Origin of the sequence: Paenibacillus sp. DP01 (assembly GCF_044784315.1) — a bacterium.
Taxonomy (GTDB): Bacteria; Bacillota; Bacilli; order Paenibacillales; family Paenibacillaceae; genus Paenibacillus; species Paenibacillus polymyxa.
Map to the genome: position 1 here is coordinate 2,274,915 of NZ_CP173059.1, position 16,419 is coordinate 2,291,333.

16 protein-coding genes are annotated in these 16,419 nt (G+C 46.3%); all 16 read left to right on the forward strand.

The genetic code is table 11. The features are described 5' to 3' along the window. Position 1: 1 nt before the first annotated feature. The 16 genes from rnpM (at position 2) to dapG (ending at position 16,401) form a co-directional block, all read left to right on the forward strand. Positions 2-310: an RNase P modulator RnpM gene (gene rnpM / locus ACH59B_RS10315; protein WP_007430067.1), complete on the forward strand. Its 309-nt coding sequence runs from the start codon at positions 2-4 to the stop codon at positions 308-310. Beyond that, the gene (locus ACH59B_RS10320; protein WP_007430068.1) at positions 303-626 is read left to right on the forward strand and encodes a ribosomal L7Ae/L30e/S12e/Gadd45 family protein; all 324 of its coding nucleotides are present in this window, start codon (positions 303-305) and stop codon (positions 624-626) included. The genes rnpM and ACH59B_RS10320 overlap by 8 nt, the downstream gene beginning before the upstream one ends. Next, a complete protein-coding gene (infB, locus tag ACH59B_RS10325; protein ID WP_016820981.1) occupies positions 619-3,147 on the forward strand; it encodes a translation initiation factor IF-2 in 2,529 nt (842 codons plus the stop codon). The genes ACH59B_RS10320 and infB overlap by 8 nt, the downstream gene beginning before the upstream one ends. A 20-nt stretch (positions 3,148-3,167) precedes the next feature. Beyond that, entirely contained in the window at positions 3,168-3,518 is a 351-nt protein-coding gene (gene rbfA, locus ACH59B_RS10330; RefSeq protein WP_013370723.1) for a 30S ribosome-binding factor RbfA, read from the forward strand. A gap of 50 nt (positions 3,519-3,568) precedes the next feature. Continuing rightward, positions 3,569-4,546, forward strand: coding sequence for a bifunctional oligoribonuclease/PAP phosphatase NrnA (locus ACH59B_RS10335; protein ID WP_016820982.1), 978 nt, complete (start codon positions 3,569-3,571; stop codon positions 4,544-4,546). Next, positions 4,543-5,481 (forward strand): tRNA pseudouridine(55) synthase TruB, encoded by a 939-nt coding sequence (truB, locus tag ACH59B_RS10340; RefSeq protein WP_404303663.1) that lies wholly within the window; start codon positions 4,543-4,545, stop codon positions 5,479-5,481. The genes ACH59B_RS10335 and truB overlap by 4 nt, the downstream gene beginning before the upstream one ends. 167 nt (positions 5,482-5,648) lie before the next feature. Next, the gene (locus tag ACH59B_RS10345) at positions 5,649-6,587 is read left to right on the forward strand and encodes a bifunctional riboflavin kinase/FAD synthetase (RefSeq protein WP_404303665.1); all 939 of its coding nucleotides are present in this window, start codon (positions 5,649-5,651) and stop codon (positions 6,585-6,587) included. Positions 6,588-6,719: 132 nt separating this feature from the next. Beyond that, a complete protein-coding gene (gene rpsO, locus ACH59B_RS10350; protein WP_007430074.1) occupies positions 6,720-6,989 on the forward strand; it encodes a 30S ribosomal protein S15 in 270 nt (89 codons plus the stop codon). Between the two features lie 214 nt (positions 6,990-7,203). Further along, positions 7,204-9,306, forward strand: a complete 2,103-nt coding sequence (gene pnp, locus ACH59B_RS10355) for a polyribonucleotide nucleotidyltransferase (RefSeq protein ID WP_404303667.1) — start codon at positions 7,204-7,206, stop codon at positions 9,304-9,306. Between the two features lie 224 nt (positions 9,307-9,530). Then, positions 9,531-10,538: a polysaccharide deacetylase family protein gene (locus tag ACH59B_RS10360; RefSeq protein WP_017427945.1), complete on the forward strand. Its 1,008-nt coding sequence runs from the start codon at positions 9,531-9,533 to the stop codon at positions 10,536-10,538. A 66-nt stretch (positions 10,539-10,604) separates the two neighbouring features. Then, positions 10,605-11,864 carry a pitrilysin family protein gene (locus ACH59B_RS10365; protein ID WP_017427946.1) on the forward strand — a complete coding sequence of 420 codons (1,260 nt, stop codon included), beginning with the start codon at positions 10,605-10,607 and terminating at the stop codon, positions 11,862-11,864. Then, on the forward strand, positions 11,848-12,294 hold the full coding sequence (gene dut, locus ACH59B_RS10370) for a dUTP diphosphatase (RefSeq protein WP_016820988.1): 447 nt from the start codon (positions 11,848-11,850) through the stop codon (positions 12,292-12,294). Before ACH59B_RS10365 ends, dut begins: the two co-directional genes overlap by 17 nt. Positions 12,295-12,486: 192 nt before the next feature. Then, on the forward strand, positions 12,487-13,386 hold the full coding sequence (dpsA, locus tag ACH59B_RS10375) for a dipicolinate synthase subunit DpsA (RefSeq protein WP_016820989.1): 900 nt from the start codon (positions 12,487-12,489) through the stop codon (positions 13,384-13,386). Then, positions 13,383-13,976, forward strand: coding sequence for a dipicolinate synthase subunit B (locus ACH59B_RS10380; protein ID WP_016820990.1), 594 nt, complete (start codon positions 13,383-13,385; stop codon positions 13,974-13,976). Before dpsA ends, ACH59B_RS10380 begins: the two co-directional genes overlap by 4 nt. A 133-nt stretch (positions 13,977-14,109) precedes the next feature. After that, complete coding sequence (locus tag ACH59B_RS10385; RefSeq protein ID WP_016820991.1) at positions 14,110-15,147, forward strand: aspartate-semialdehyde dehydrogenase; 1,038 nt, start codon at positions 14,110-14,112, stop codon at positions 15,145-15,147. 36 nt (positions 15,148-15,183) lie between these two features. Beyond that, a complete protein-coding gene (gene dapG / locus ACH59B_RS10390) occupies positions 15,184-16,401 on the forward strand; it encodes an aspartate kinase (RefSeq protein ID WP_216975158.1) in 1,218 nt (405 codons plus the stop codon). Positions 16,402-16,419: the final 18 nt, after the last annotated feature.

The window sequence follows — 16,419 nt, forward strand, 5'->3', positions numbered from 1 at the left end:
CATGAAACAGAGAAAGATACCTTTGCGCAAATGTGTCGCCTGTCATGAAATGATGCCAAAGAAACAGTTAATCCGTGTCGTCAAAACCCCTGAAGACGAAGTGTTGATTGACTTGACTGGCAAAAAGTCGGGACGCGGCGCTTACTTGTGCGGCAAAGCCGCCTGCTTCAAGCTGGCTCAAAAGAGCAAGGCACTGGATCGAGCATTGAAGCACTCGGTCCATCCTGATATTTATGAGCAGCTAAGTCGTGATTTTGCTGCCGTCGAGGAAGAATTCCTGGCGGCACAAGGCAGCGTGCAGGATGAATAAGGCGCTGTCTGGATTGGGGCTTGCCATGAGAGCTGGCAAGCTGCTAACAGGTGATGAGATCGTTTATAAAGCGATCAGGTCTTCAGAAGCCAAGCTGGTCATTCTTGCGAAAGATGCTTCAATGAATACTCAAAAGAAATTCCGCGACAAATGCGGGACGTACAAAATCCCCTTATTGATAGGATTTGACCGGGAAAGCTTGGGAAGCAGCATCGGCAAACCTGAACGGGTCGTGCTGGCTGTGACGGATCAAGGATTCGCGAAATTGATCATGAAACATGCGGGGATAATGTCGGAGGTGGAGTATATTGAGTAAACAAGAAAGCAAAGACAAAGTGCGGGTATACGAATACGCCAAATCGTTGAACATGAGCAGCAAAGAAATTATCACCATTCTTAAACGGCTGGATATTCCCGTAAACAACCATATGAGCGTCATGGAACATGATGCCGTAGGTAAAGTGGAAAACTTTTTTAAGAATATTAAATCCAATGCTGCGGTCAAGCAAGGCGAAGCAGGCACGGCGCAAGTAAGCTCGAATCAGACCGGTTCAAGCCAGAATAGTAATCATTCAACGGAGCAAACCAAAAATCAACAGGAAAAGCAGGTAAGTATGAATAGGACAAACAACAACCAAAACAGTAACCGAAGTAGCGCTCCAAAAGCGCAAAGCAGTCAGCAGGGCGGTCAAAACCGCAGTCAACAAGGTTCTAGTAGACCAAGCGGCCAGCAAGGCACTCAGAACCGCAGTAATGGTCAACAGCAGGGAGGACAACAGCGTACCGGTAGCAATAACACAGGTTCGCGTCCTCAGGGAAGCAGCCAGGGTGGTGCGGCAGTAAGAACTTCTTCTTCCGCAGGAAGCAACAATTCCAACCGCAGTGGTGGCAACCGTACAGGTGGTAACTCCAACAACAGCGGTAACCGTTTCGGTCAAGGACGTTTTGACGATAACCGTCAAGGCGGAGGACGGGGTGGTAACGGTGGCCGTGGAGGCAACAACCGCGGTGGAAACAATCGTGGCGGCAAATTCAACAACCGTGGTAAAGGTCAACAACAGGAGCGTCGCGAGAAAATCGACAACACGCCTAAGAAAATTATTGTGCGTGGTGAGATGACTGTAGGTGAAACAGCCAAGCTTCTTCATAAGGATGCGTCAGAAGTCATCAAGAAGTTGATTATGCTCGGAACAATGGCGACCATCAACCAAGAACTGGATATGGATACCATTCTCTTGCTTGCTGGTGACTTTGGCGTCGAGGTAGAAGTGAAAATCCCAGTGGAAGAAGATCGTTTTGAAACTGTGGAAGAAAATGATGATCCAGCGGATTTGAGAACACGTCCACCGGTTGTAACCATTATGGGTCACGTCGATCATGGTAAAACAACTTTGCTGGATGCCATTCGCTCCACGAATGTAACAGGTGGCGAAGCTGGTGGTATTACACAGCACATTGGTGCATACCAAGTTGAAATCAACAGCAAAAAAATCACTTTCTTAGATACACCGGGCCACGAAGCCTTTACCGCTATGCGTGCACGTGGTGCTCAAGTAACAGATATGACGATTATTGTGGTTGCAGCTGATGACGGTGTTATGCCACAAACGGTTGAAGCCATTAGCCATGCAAAAGCAGCAGGTCTACCAATAATCGTAGCTGTAAACAAGATCGACAAACCGGATGCCAACCCGGACAAAGTAAAGCAGGAACTTACAGAATATGAATTGGTGCCCGAAGAGTGGGGCGGCGATACAATTTTCGTCAACGTTTCCGCTAAACAAAGAATGGGTCTGGAAGACTTGCTCGAAATGATCCTGCTCGTAGCTGAAGTGAATGAGTACAAAGCGAACCCTGATAAACGGGCACGTGGTACTATTATTGAGGCTGAGCTGGATAAAGGTCGCGGTTCTGTAGCCCGTATTCTCGTTCAAAACGGGACACTGAAAGTCGGCGACGCATTCGTAGCAGGTAACTGCTTCGGACGTGTACGTGCCATGGTCAACGATAAAGGCCGTCGTCTTAAGGAAGCAGGTCCTTCCACACCAGTTGAAATTACTGGTTTGACAGAAGTTCCACTTGCAGGCGATCCGTTCATGGTGTTCGAGGATGAGCGTAAAGCTCGTGCTATCGCTGATAAACGTGCGATTACACAACGTCAATCCGATCTGGGCAGTAATACCCGCGTAACGCTGGATGACCTGTTCCAACACATCAAGGATGGCGAGATGAAGGATCTGAATGTCATTATTAAGGGTGACGTACAAGGTTCTGTCGAAGCGCTGAAAGGCTCCTTGAACAAGATTGAAGTTGAAGGTGTACGCGTCAAAATCCTTCACAGTGGTGCAGGTGCAATCACCGAATCCGATATTATTTTGGCTGCGGCATCCAATGCAATTGTTATTGGCTTTAACGTTCGTCCTGATAATCAGGCGAAGTCTACAGCAGAAGCTGAAAAAGTGGACATTCGTCTACATCGCGTCATTTACAATGTCATTGAAGAAATCGAGCAGGCTATGAAAGGCATGCTGGACCCTGAATATAAAGAAAATGTGATTGGTCACGCTGAAGTTCGTAACGTGTTTAAAGTTACTAAAGTCGGTACGATTGCTGGTTGTATGGTAACGTCTGGTAAAATTACTCGTTCAGCAGAAGCACGTCTGATCCGTGACGGTATCGTTATTTTTGAAGGTAAAATCGACTCACTGAAACGCTTTAAGGACGACGCAAAAGAAGTTGCCCAAGGTTACGAATGTGGTATCACCCTTGATGGTTATAATGATGTTAAGGAATCCGACATTATTGAAGCGTTCGTCATGGAAACAGTGGAGCGCTAACGGCAGAGAGGTGAGCACCCATGGCTAAAATACGTACAGGTCGAGTTGGCGAACAGATTAAGAAAGAACTAAGCCTACTCATACAGACCGAATTAAAAGACCCACGTATCGGTTTTATTACGGTGACTGGTGTCGATGTCACAAACGATTTGTCCCAAGCGAAAGTATACTTGAGCGTACTTGGAGATGAAGAACAAAAAACTTCTTCTCTAAAGGCGCTGGACAAAGCGAACGGTTATCTTCGTTCTGAACTTGGCAAACGGATACGGCTTCGCCATATTCCTGAGCTGATTTTCAAAATTGACGAATCTATTGCTTATGGCAGCCGAATTGAAAAGCTGTTGAGTGATATCGACAAGGATGAGAAATAGGGATTTTTGTTAGTCTGAAGAACCATGAACTGAATGTAAAGGAGACGGCAATGCATACCTATGAACAGGCGCTTCAACAAGCGAAGGAATTTATTCTGGAGCATGATGATTACCTGATCGTATCGCATGTACAGCCGGACGGAGACGCAGTCAGCTCCACCGTAACGGTGGGCTGGCTTCTCTCATGTCTGGGGAAGAAATTTACCATGCTGAATGAGGGACCTATTCCTAAACGCATGGATTTTTTATGGCATGCCGATGAGATTATGGATATGAGTCAACAACCGCCAGAACGGAAATACAACCGAATCATTTGTGTAGATTGTGCGGATTACCGTCGTGTTGGTTTGACAGAGCAGTTTTTTACGGAAGATGCCATTATTCTGAATATTGATCATCATCCAACGAACGACGCTTATGGTGCAATTAATGTGATTAAGTCAGATGCTGCGGCAACAGCGGAAATTCTTTTTGATTTATTGGAAAAGTTTGCAGTAACTTGGGATGTAGAAGTAGCAACAGCTGTATATACAGGGTTGTTAACGGATACGGGAGGCTTCCGCTACTCCAACACTTCACCGAAAGTGATGTCTACGGTATCGCAACTACTTGCTTATGGTGTTGATGGCCCATTTTTGTCCGAGAAATTGCTCGAGGAAATGACATTTCCCCAAATGAAAGTGCTGACCAAAGCATTGCAAACGCTCACGATGTCAGAGGATGGTAAAGTTGCTTGGGTCGTTGTAACACCTGATGATATGACGGAATGCGGTGCTGTAAATGAGGACTTGGAAGGTATCGTGAATTATCCAAGAAATATTCGTGGGGTTGAAGTAGGCATTTTCTTTAAAGTTATTAATGATCAAGCGACCAAGGCAAGTTTGAGATCGGCAGGGAACGTTGATGTAGCTGCGCTCGCTCAATCGTTCGGAGGCGGTGGTCATGTACGTGCGGCTGGCTGTCGGCTAGAGGGTAAGCTGGAAGATATCATTGAGACCGTTGTAGGGCGGGTGAAGTCTGAGCTATGAACCCAATAAAGAAGGGACAGGCAACTTGGGAAGGTGTTCTACCTGTCTATAAACCTGCTGGATTTACCTCTCACGATGTCGTGGCCAAGGCTCGCCGTTTATTGGGGATGAAGCGAATCGGACATACTGGGACGCTAGATCCGCAGGTAACTGGTGTTCTGCCCTTGTGTCTGGGACGCGCCACCCGAGTGGTGGAGTATATGCAAGAGCGGCCCAAGGAATACCGGGCTACACTGCGCTTAGGCATTGCCACTGATACCGAAGACCTGACTGGGACAATTACAGAAGAGAGCGAACGTCCGGTTGAGGTTACCGAAATGGAAGCCAAAGCGGTTCTGGAACGTTTCGTTGGTACGATCTCCCAAGTCCCACCCATGTACTCTGCTCTCAAAGTAGATGGAAAACGTCTATACGAGCTAGCTCGAGAAGGCAAAACTGTGGAGCGTAAAAGCCGCGAAGTGAGCATTTATGAGCTGGAAATGACAGGATTTGCGAAGATGGGGCCGCATGTGGATATTTCTTTTCGTGCTTTGTGCTCCAAAGGTACTTATATCCGTACACTATGTGTTGATATTGGCCGTGAATTGGGATATCCTTCAACAATGGTTAAGCTGGAGCGAACGATGTCTGCGGGAATTTCTGCGGAACATTGTTTAACATTTGAAGAAATTGAGCGCTATGTAGCCGAGGGTAGCCTGGGTGAGCGGCTTATCGCCACCGATAAAGCGATTGACTATATGCCTGAGCATACAGTGGCTGAAGCTAAGGCAGCTGCGGCTCTGCAAGGCCAACGCCTGTCGCTGAGTATGATTACACCACCAGTGACAGACAACCAACCTTTCCGATTATATAAAGAGGATAAAACGTTTTTAGGCATATATGGACGGGATGAATCAGGTGCAATCGCCCCAATTAAAGTTTTTTTAAGTTTATAGAATTTATAAAATTACAGTGGAGCTGAACCATTCTATAAACGCCAGAAATTTTTCCCAAGGCACGGCCTGGCTTCCGTGAAATTATGCTGATAGACGTTTTTCACCTTGAATTGTGCTATAATTTTTGACGAAGTTAGTCAAATGATGTGAAATGCAGGTGAATGAATATGATTACCGTATCGTTATCTTATCCTTTGAGTGATGAGTTATTGCAGCAATGGGGACGTCCACAAGTCACGGCGATCGGCCAGTTCGACGGCCTTCATCTGGGACATGCAAGCGTAATACGTAAGGCTGTCGCGCTCGCTCATGAACAGAATGTGCCAGTATCTGTCATGACATTTCACCCTCATCCGAAAGAAGTCATGAAAAAAGGCGATTATGAAGGTTATTTAACACCGCTTGCGGATAAACAGACTATTCTGTCCGATATGGGTGTGGATGTACTTTATATTTTAAGTTTTAACGAAGAGTTTTCCAAGGTTAGCCCGGAGGCTTTTATAACAGAAGTGCTGCTTCCATTACAAATTCGAACGGCGGTAGTAGGTTTTGATTTTAGGTTTGGCTACCGGGGAGCCGGGCATGAGGATACGCTTCGTAAGCTGGGAGGGGAGCTGATGTCTGTTTACACTGTACCACCGTTCGAACTGGATGGGGATAAGGTAAGCAGCTCCGGCATTCGCCGTGCTTTACAGACGGGGGATTTAGCACATGCGTCACGCTGGTTGGGACGCCCTTATCGTATCCAGGGTACTGTGATGGATGGAGAGAAGCGCGGACGCACAATTGGTTTTCCGACAGCTAATCTCAAGCTGGATGATTCATATGTCATTCCAGTTAAGGGTGTGTACGCTGTACGGGCGCTCGTGGGTGATCATTGGATAAATGGTGTAATGAATGTAGGAGTTAAGCCTACGTTTCATGAAGGTGTGCTGAATCCGTCGTTTGAGGTACATCTTTTTGATTTTAATCAACAAATTTATGGGGAGCCTGTGCTTGTTGAGCTTCATCATTACATCCGTCCTGAACGCAAATTCTCTTCAGTGGATGAGCTGATCAGCCAAATTGGCAATGATGCACAAACGGCTAAAAAGCTGTTGGGCTAATTTATTTACATAAGACAGGCGCTGTGTTATACTGACTTATGTTGTGTAAACAACGATGAACCTTAGCTTGGTTGTCCGCTTTCACCGGCGGTTACGAGGCTAATGGCGATTATAATGAAGGAGGTGAACAGGATGGCATTGACTCAAGAGCGTAAACAGCAATTGATCGAGGAGTACAAAACTCATGAATCCGATACAGGATCACCTGAGGTACAAATCGCTATCCTTACTGAAAACATCGTCAACTTGCAAAGTCACTTTCGTTCGCACAAGAAAGACCATCACTCCCGCCGCGGGTTGTTGAAAATGGTCGGTCAGCGTCGTAAACTTTTGGCTTACCTGAAGAAGACTGATGTTAAACGTTACAGTGCGTTGATCGAGCGTCTCGGACTGCGTCGTTAATTTTCAGACATGTAATGAGAAAAGAAGCCTGGTTGTTCACCGCTTGTCCCTGCTAAGGCGACGGCGGACAGCAGCCGGGTTCTTTTTTGAAATGAGGAATCTTTTTTTGAATTACATATCCTATTTTGTCTGTGAGCTTCTTATGAATAAGACCTGCGCAGGAAATACTGGATGTGTATAGAACTTTTACAATGAAATGAAATGGAGGGATACCATGGAGCAACGCGTAGAAATGCAACTCGGCGGAAGAAAGCTGGTGCTTGAAACAGGACGTCTTGCAAAACAAGCCAATGCGGCAGTTAAGGTGAGTTACGGAGAAACAGTTGTGCTGTGTACTGTGACCGCTTCCCGTGAACCGAAAGATTTGGACTTTTTTCCGCTGACCGTGAACTATGAGGAAAGATTGTATGCTGTGGGGAAAATTCCTGGCGGATTTATTAAGCGTGAAGGACGCCCGAGTCAAAAGGCGATTTTATCCAGTCGTTTGACAGACCGTCCAATTCGCCCATTGTTCCCTGAAGGTTTCCGTAATGATGTGCAGGTGTTAAACCTAGTCATGAGTGTTGATCAGGATTGTGAACCTGAAATTGCAGCCATGATTGGAACCTCGGCAGCACTCAGTATTTCGGATGTTCCTTTTAACGGTCCAATTGGCGGGGTTGCTGTAGGTCGTGTAAACGGAAAATTTGTAATTAATCCAGATATTGCACAGCAGAACGCGAGCGATCTGTATCTCGTTGTAGCTGGAACAAAAGATGCCATTATGATGGTAGAAGCAGAAGGCGATGAGATTCCAGAGGAAGTTATGCTCGAAGCTATTATGTTCGGACATGATGAAATTAAGAACATTGTGGCAGTTATTGAACAATTGGTGCAAGTAGCAGGTAAAGAGAAAATGCAGGTTAAGCTGCATGCTGTTGATGAAAAAGTGAACAGTGAAGTACGTGCTTATGCAGCTGATCGTTTGGTGGAAGCTGTTAAAATTGCAGAAAAACATGCCCGTCAAGAGGCGATTGATGCCGTTAATGAAGAGACCGTTGCCCATTTTGAAGCACAATACATAGAGACACCTGAGCTTTTGAGTGATGTGAGCGAAGTTCTCTATGATATCGTTAAGGAAGAAGTCCGTCGTCTGATTACGCATGATAAAGTGCGTCCTGATGGTCGTAAGCTTGACGAAATTCGTCCAATTGAAAGTGACACTAGCATTTTGCCGCGTACGCACGGTTCAGGCTTATTTACACGCGGGCAAACGCAGGCGCTTAGCGTTTGTACTCTTGGTGCTCTAGGGGATGTACAAATTCTAGACGGTATTGATCTGGAAGAAACCAAACGCTTCATGCATCATTACAATTTCCCTCCATTCAGCGTAGGTGAGGCTCGTCCTTTGCGCGCGCCGGGTCGTCGTGAAATCGGACATGGTGCTCTTGGTGAGCGTGCGCTTTCCAAAGTAATTCCTTCCGAAACTGAATTTCCGTACACGATCCGTCTGGTTTCCGAAGTACTGGAATCGAATGGATCGACCTCACAAGCTAGTATTTGTGCAAGCACACTGGCTATGATGGATGCAGGTGTACCGATTAAAGCTCCAGTTGCAGGTGTGGCCATGGGATTGATTAAGGATGGAGATCATGTTTCCGTACTGACAGATATCCAAGGTATGGAAGATCATCTGGGCGATATGGACTTTAAAGTTGCTGGTACAGCGGAAGGCGTAACTGCCATTCAAATGGATATTAAAATTGACGGTATTGACCGCAATATTTTACAGGATGCGCTCAAGCAAGCCAGAGAAGGACGTTTGTTCATTCTTGGCAAAATGATGGAAGCGATCCAGAAGCCACGTGAGCAATTGTCTCCGTACGCTCCAAAAATTATGACAATGCACATTAACCCGGATAAAATCCGTGATGTTATTGGAGCTGGTGGTAAAATCATCAACAAGATCATCGAAGAAACCGGCGTGAAAATCGATATTGAACAAGATGGTCGTGTGTTCATCGCTTCTACAAATCAAGAGATGAATGAGAAGGCGCGTTCCATTATTGAAGGTATCGTAAAAGAAGTCGTGGTCGGCGAGATTTACATCGGTACAGTCAAACGAATTGAAAAATTCGGCGCATTTGTTGAAATTTTACCGGGTAAAGATGGTCTGGTTCATATTTCTCAACTGTCTACTGAGCGTGTAGCCAAAGTTGAAGATGTCATTGCTATTGGTGATACGATTACGGTGAAAGTAACTGAAATCGATCAGCAAGGTCGCGTCAATTTGTCCCGTAAGGCAGTACTGACGGCTGAAGCTCCTGCTAAGTCCTAGGTTGTGAGACCGCGAACTACTGTAATAGGGATTCTATACGTTTGTACAGAATAAGGGATTTGAATAGCATAAATTAAGCTTTTGGAAAGAGGCAGAGCTACGTTTCTGGCTCTTTTTTCATACATATGCACAAGCTGCACCCAAGAGGGCTTCTATAGCTTACTACGTCATAGATCTTGTCCTCCCCGCATACAATGTGGACAAACGAGCGGGAGGATGAAGGAATGATGAGTAGGGTGAAACGAGCGGTGTGGGTGGTAGCCACTTTAGCCGTCACACTGGTAATCGGGCAGTTTAGCGGGGTTCGTGACTACGCTAGTCAATTACGCAATGGAAACGCTACAGGAGCCGAAGAGCTTGAAGCTACACCCACGATGGCGGTGGTAGCTTTGCCTGATAATGCGCTTATGCAGCGACTAAGGACAGAAGCAGCACGTCAGCGGAGAGAACCAGTTGATGCCAAGGTCGACAGGGTATGGAAGGCTATTCCAGGTTATAACGGACTGGAAGTCGATTTGGATGCTACCTATCGCAAAGCCATTGCAGCTCCAGATCGGCCTATTCAATATGTATATCGCCAATTGGCACCCAAAATACATTTAAATCAACTGGGGAATGTCCCCATTTACAGGGGCAATCCTGAAAAACCGATGGTATCCTTCATGATCAATGTAGCATGGGGGAATGAGTTTATCGTGCCTATACTGAATACATTGGATCAGGAGAGGGTTAAGGCTACATTTTTTCTTGATGGAAGTTGGCTGAAGAAAAATCCTGAACTTGCCAAGGAAATTCAAAGAAGAGGGCATGAGCTTTCGAATCATGCTTATTCTCATCCCAATATGAGTCGTTTGAGCCGAGCCAGAGCCGTACAAGAAATCGAAAAGACGGAAATGCTTCTTCAAGAAACTTTGGGTGTCAAAAATAATTGGTTTGCCCCTCCATCGGGGGATTTTAATCAACAAACAGTGGATATAGCCGCAGAGCATGGACTCAAAACTGTGTTGTGGACATTGGACACCGTAGATTGGAAACATCCGTCACCGGAATCGGTGGTTCATAAAATCAACAGCAAGGTTGAGTCAGGCTCCCTGATATTGATGCACCCAACAGATTCCTCGGCTGCTGCTCTCAAAGGTATGATTCATGCCATTCGTAGTAAAGGACTTGTGCTTGGAACTGTCAGTCAGACGCTTTCCCCTGATCGGCAGCTACCAGCTCCGGTTGAGTGAACGTCTTTTTTCTGTTAGGATTGAACATTATGGCAAAGTATGCAATTCAGTTTAGGAGGGCCAAGCGTGGAAAGAATTCAACTCAAAAACGGCCTAAGAGTGGTCATCGAAAAAATTCCAACCGTGCGTTCTGTTTCTTTCGGCATCTGGGTTAAAACCGGTTCCCGGAACGAAACACCGGACAATAGCGGTATTTCTCATTTTATTGAACACATGCTTTTCAAAGGAACAGAGCGTTTTAGTGCTAAGGAAATCGCTGAGCAATTCGATGCCATCGGAGGAAATGTTAATGCTTTCACTTCGAAGGAATATACGTGCTATTATGCGAAAGTACTAGATGAGCATCTACCGATCGCAGTCGATGTACTGTCTGATATGTTCTTTAATTCCAAATTGGATCAGGAAGAGCTCGCAAGAGAGAAAAATGTGATTTTGGAGGAAATCTCCATGTACGAGGACACACCGGATGATATGGTGCACGATCTTGTATCTCGGGCGGCCTATGGCGAACACCCACTGGCTTATCCGATTCTCGGAACCGAAGATCACCTGCTAGCTATGGATAGCTCACATCTCAGCCATTATATGAAGGAGCACTATACAATCGACAATACAGTTATCAGTGTAGCTGGTAATGTTGACGATCGTCTTGTAGAATTGCTGGAGCAACATTTTGGGCATTTCGATAATCACGGAACCGTTTCGCCACTGACAGTACCTGCGTTTAACGGTCAGCTCTTGTACCATGAGAAAGCAACGGAGCAGAATCATATTTGTCTATCTCTGCCTGGATTTGCAATAGGCGACGATCTCCAGTATGCTATGGTTTTGCTGAATAACGCGATCGGCGGGGGCATGAGCTCACGTTTATTTCAGGAAATTCGTGAAAAACGCGGACTGGCTTATTCGGTCTATTCCTATCATAGCTCCCATGCCGATAGTGGAATGTTCACAATCTATGCAGGTACCGCTCCTAAGCAAACAAAGGATGTGCTCGATTTGACGCTGGAGCTGTTACGAGATGTGGCTATCAATGGTTTGGACGCTAATGAGCTTCGTAAAGGCAAGGAGCAGCTAAAAGGAAGTCTGATCTTAAGCCTTGAGAGTACGGGTAGCCGAATGAACCGTCTTGGAAAAAATGAGTTAATGTTGGGTCAGCATTATACGCTGGATCAAATGATCGAACACATCGAACAAGTGACGGCTGATGATGTGAACAAAGTGCTGGATCGGATGTTTTCGGAGCCGTTTGCTCTGTCAATGGTCGGAGCGAGCGATTCAGCGGTTAAGGATATGAGGAGGGACTATTTTGTTAACTTACGTTGAAATTAACAGACTCGGGGGCAATGAAGATATTGAGCTCCCCCGCAAAATGTCAGAGCTTGCATCGGGATTTGACTTGTATGCAGCAGTACAGGAGGATTTGGTTCTGGAACCTGGCAAACGTTGTCTCATTCCAACTGGATTTGCAATAGCCATGCCAGCAGGATTAGAGGCACAAATCCGTCCGCGTAGTGGACTGGCTCTCAAGCATGGTATTACTTGTCTTAACACGCCTGGAACGATTGATGCAGATTATCGTGGAGAGATTAAGGTGCTTCTTATCAATTTAGGCGAGGAACCGTTCACCATTACGCGCAATGAGCGAATTGCACAAATGGTATTTCAGGTTGTGCCTGAGGTGGAGTTAAAACAAGTAGACCATTTGTCTGAAACTGTACGCGGTGCTGGAGGCTTTGGTCATACAGGACGCTGAGTCTACGGTTCACTTGCATGCAGTGTAATACAATTGTCCATTTTGTAGGAAGCTTCAATATTACTCGCTTAAGAGTAAGCATACACATAAAAGTCGTTCCGTAGAGGGGCGGCTTTTTTTGTGTTTTTTCACCCCTTCCCGGGCATCTGCATAGAATAAAAGCATATCGTGTCTCGGAAAGGAGTGATCCGGATGCTAACAGGAATGCGCATCGTTGTTTTGGGTGGCGATGCGAGGCAGCTTGAGGTAATCCGCAAATGTGTCGACATGGATGCTACTGTCACTGTGGTCGGCTTTGACAAGCTCGAAGTACCACTCAAAGGAGTCACATTAGAGCCATTGTCTGTCAAGCTGCTGGAATCGTCAGACGCACTGATTCTGCCAGTGGTGGGATGCGATGAGGAAGGCAACGTGAATGCACTTTTCGGAGCACAAAAGCTCCAGTTTCTGAATGAGCATGCTGCTGCTCTTCCACCGCATTGCGTTGTATATACAGGGATGGCGCGAGCGTACTTAAAAGAAATTTGTACCAGGCATGAATTGAAGCTGGTTGAGCTGCTGGAGAGAGATGATGTGGCCATATACAATTCTATACCTACAGCTGAAGGCGCACTGATGATGGCAATTCAGCATACTGATTTTACGATCCATGGTGCAGATTGTATGGTTCTAGGCATGGGACGGACTGGATTTACCATGGCAAGGGCACTACAGGGGTTGGGAGCCAAAGTGAAAGTTGGAGTACGGCGGGCGGAGGATGCAGCGAGAGCCGTGGAGATGGGTTGGAAGCCTTTTATGACAAGGGATTTAGCGAATGAGACAAAGGGAGTTGACTTGATTTTTAATACGATACCCTCTATGATTATCACAGCGCAAATTCTGTCTAAATTGCCACTGAGTACCGTGATTATAGATCTTGCTTCCGCCCCAGGCGGTTGTGATTTCCGGTATGCGGAAAAGCGTGGAATTACGGCTATGCTTGCCCCCGGTCTTCCCGGTATTGTTGCTCCCAAAACTGCTGGTACCATTATAGCGAATACGCTGGTGCAGTTGTTAATGGAAGATAATCCTGATCGGGGGGATGCACAATGAGTTGGCAAGGGAAAACGGTAGGTTATGCTATTACAGGCTCACATTGCACATTTGAAGAGGTAATGCCTGTTATACAGCGCTTTGTTGATGAGGGTGCGAAGGTCGTTCCCATTATATCCAATACCGTACTAACAACGGATACTCGCTTCGGTACTTCGCAAAGTTGGCAAAAACAGTTGAAAGATATAACAGGGAATGATATCATTTCTACAATTGTGGAGGCTGAGCCACTGGGACCCTCCCAAATGCTCGATGTGCTGGTGATTGCACCTTTGACGGGGAATTCGATGAGCAAGTTAGCGAATGCGATGACGGACAGTCCGGTTTTGATGGCTGCCAAGGCGCAATTACGCAACGGCCGTCCACTTCTTTTAGCCATATCTACTAATGATGGACTTGGTCTAAATGCTGCCAATATCGCCAAGTTACTAGTAGCCAAGAACATCTTTTTTGTGCCGTTCGGACAGGATAATCCAGTTAAAAAGCCGAACTCGCTTGTAGCCAATATGGAATTGATTCCGGAGGCTGCCTATGAAGCATTGCAGGGCAGGCAGATTCAGCCGATGATTGTGGAACGCAAGACCCCATGAAGTACTATAATTAACTGCTGAGCATCCCTCGCCTAGAAGATGATTCGATAATCCATCGGGTCTAATTTCTTGTTGGCGGTGGATGCTTTCAGAATAAAAAATGGTTTTTAGTCGAGAAGGGGAGATACACCAGATGAGCAATAGAAAGTTTAATGTAGCTGTCGTTGGAGCGACAGGCGCTGTAGGGGAACAGATCGTAAATCTACTGGAAAAACGCGATTTTCCTGTGGACAAAATCAAATTTCTTTCTTCGCCTCGTTCTGCCGGCACGTTAATTAGCTTTAAAGGTCAGCAGATTCCAGTAGAGATTGCTACCCCCGACAGCTTTGAAGGAATCGACATTGCTTTGTTTAGTGCAGGCGGAGACGTGAGTAAGGAACTGGCGCCGCATGCTGTTCGTCATGGGGCAGTTTGCATTGACAACACCAACGCATTCCGAATGGAACCGACAGCTCCTCTTGTAGTACCTGAGGTGAACAGCGACAAAATTGCCGAGCATCAGGGAATTATCGCGAACCCGAACTGCTCCACCATTCAGATGGTAGCTGCTTTGAAACCATTATATGATCAGTATGGCATTTCTCGTATCATAGTATCCACGTACCAGGCCGTTTCCGGCGCTGGAAGCCGTGCTATTGATGAATTGAATCGTCAAAGCGCAGCCATTCTTAACGGTGATGAAGTTCAGCCAGATTTGCTGCCGGTAGGTTCGTTGCCAGTAAAGCATCAGATTGCTTTCAATGCTATTCCGCAAATTGATAAATTCCAGGATAATGGTTATACACTGGAAGAAATGAAAATGGTACGCGAAACGAAAAAAATACTAGGTGACGATTCTGTAGACGTAACGGCAACGTGCGTTCGTATTCCTGTTGTATATGGTCACTCGGAATCTGTCTATGTAGAGCTTAAAAATGATTATGATCTAGAAGAAGTTCGTAATCTGCTGGCTTCCGCACCTGGAGTAACGCTGGTAGACGATCCTACTGCCCAGCTTTATCCGTTGGCATCCGAAGCTGCAGGAAAACCTGACGTATTCGTAGGGCGTGTACGTCGTGATTTGGGCAATAGCCGTGGATTGAATTTGTGGGTCGTATCCGACAATCTGCTCAAGGGAGCGGCATGGAACGCGGTGCAAATCGCGGAAATTATTGCTGCAAAGGCGGAGTAACGTTCCTAAAGCAGGGAGTAATATGGGGGAAAAATAATGGGTATTTTGGTGCAAAAATTTGGGGGAACCTCGCTGTCCACACCTGAAGCGCGTCAACTTGTGCTGGCACATGTGAAGCGGGAGCTGGAACAAAATCTTCAATTGGTTGTTGTTGTGTCGGCCATGGGGAGAAAAGGAGAGCCCTATGCAACGGACACGCTGCTGGATTGGGCGGCTTCTAACGGTGACAGTCTTCCTAAGCGCGAGCGGGATTTACTGCTGTGCTGTGGTGAAATCATTTCTGCCGCTACGTTATGCAGCCTGATGGAGAAGGAAGGTATTCCTGCTACGGTGCTGACTGGAGCACAGGCAGGCTTTATTACGGATGATCAATATGGCAATGCTCGCATTTTGGATATCAAGCCAGACCGGATTGTGGAAGAGCTGAACCAAGGCAGAGTTGTCATTGTGACAGGTTTTCAGGGACAAACTGCTGATGGTGATATGACTACCCTTGGTCGGGGAGGCAGCGATACGTCAGCTACGGCGCTGGGGGCTGCTCTACATGCAGATATGGTGGATATTTATACAGATGTGAATGGTATATTAACCGCTGATCCGCGTATTGTGGAAAATGCGAAGCCGCTTGCACATGTTAGCTATACAGAAATTTGTAATATGGCTCATCAGGGAGCCAAGGTGATCCATCCTCGTGCTGTTGAAATCGCCATGCAGGCGAATATTCCGGTACGGGTTCGCTCAACCTTCTCCGAAGGAGAGGGGACGTTGGTTACCCACCCAGAAGGCTTTAAAGACGTGCAGGCAGATATCGTAGACCGTTTCGTGACCGGTATTGCGTATGTCGGCAATGTTACTCAAATTACTGTTGAATTAAAGTCAGGTTTGGAGCACTTGCAATTACAAGTGTTCAAATCTATGGCTGAACATGGAATCAGCGTTGATTTTATTAACGTAACTCCATCAGGGGCGGTTTATACCGTATTTGATAATGATGGAAGCAAAGCGGTTGAAGTACTTAACGGTTTAGGACTAGAGCCTAAGATACTGGCCGGATGTGCTAAAGTTTCGGTCATAGGCGGTGGTATCAACGGGGTACCAGGTATTATGGCGACAATTGTGGAGGCATTGACAGAATCAGACGTACAGATCCTTCAATCGGCAGATTCCAACACCACGATCTGGGTACTTGTTAAAAAGGAAGATATGGTGCAGGCTGTACGCGCATTGCATAATAAATTTGAACTCCATCAATAGGCGCATTGTCCGTGCTCG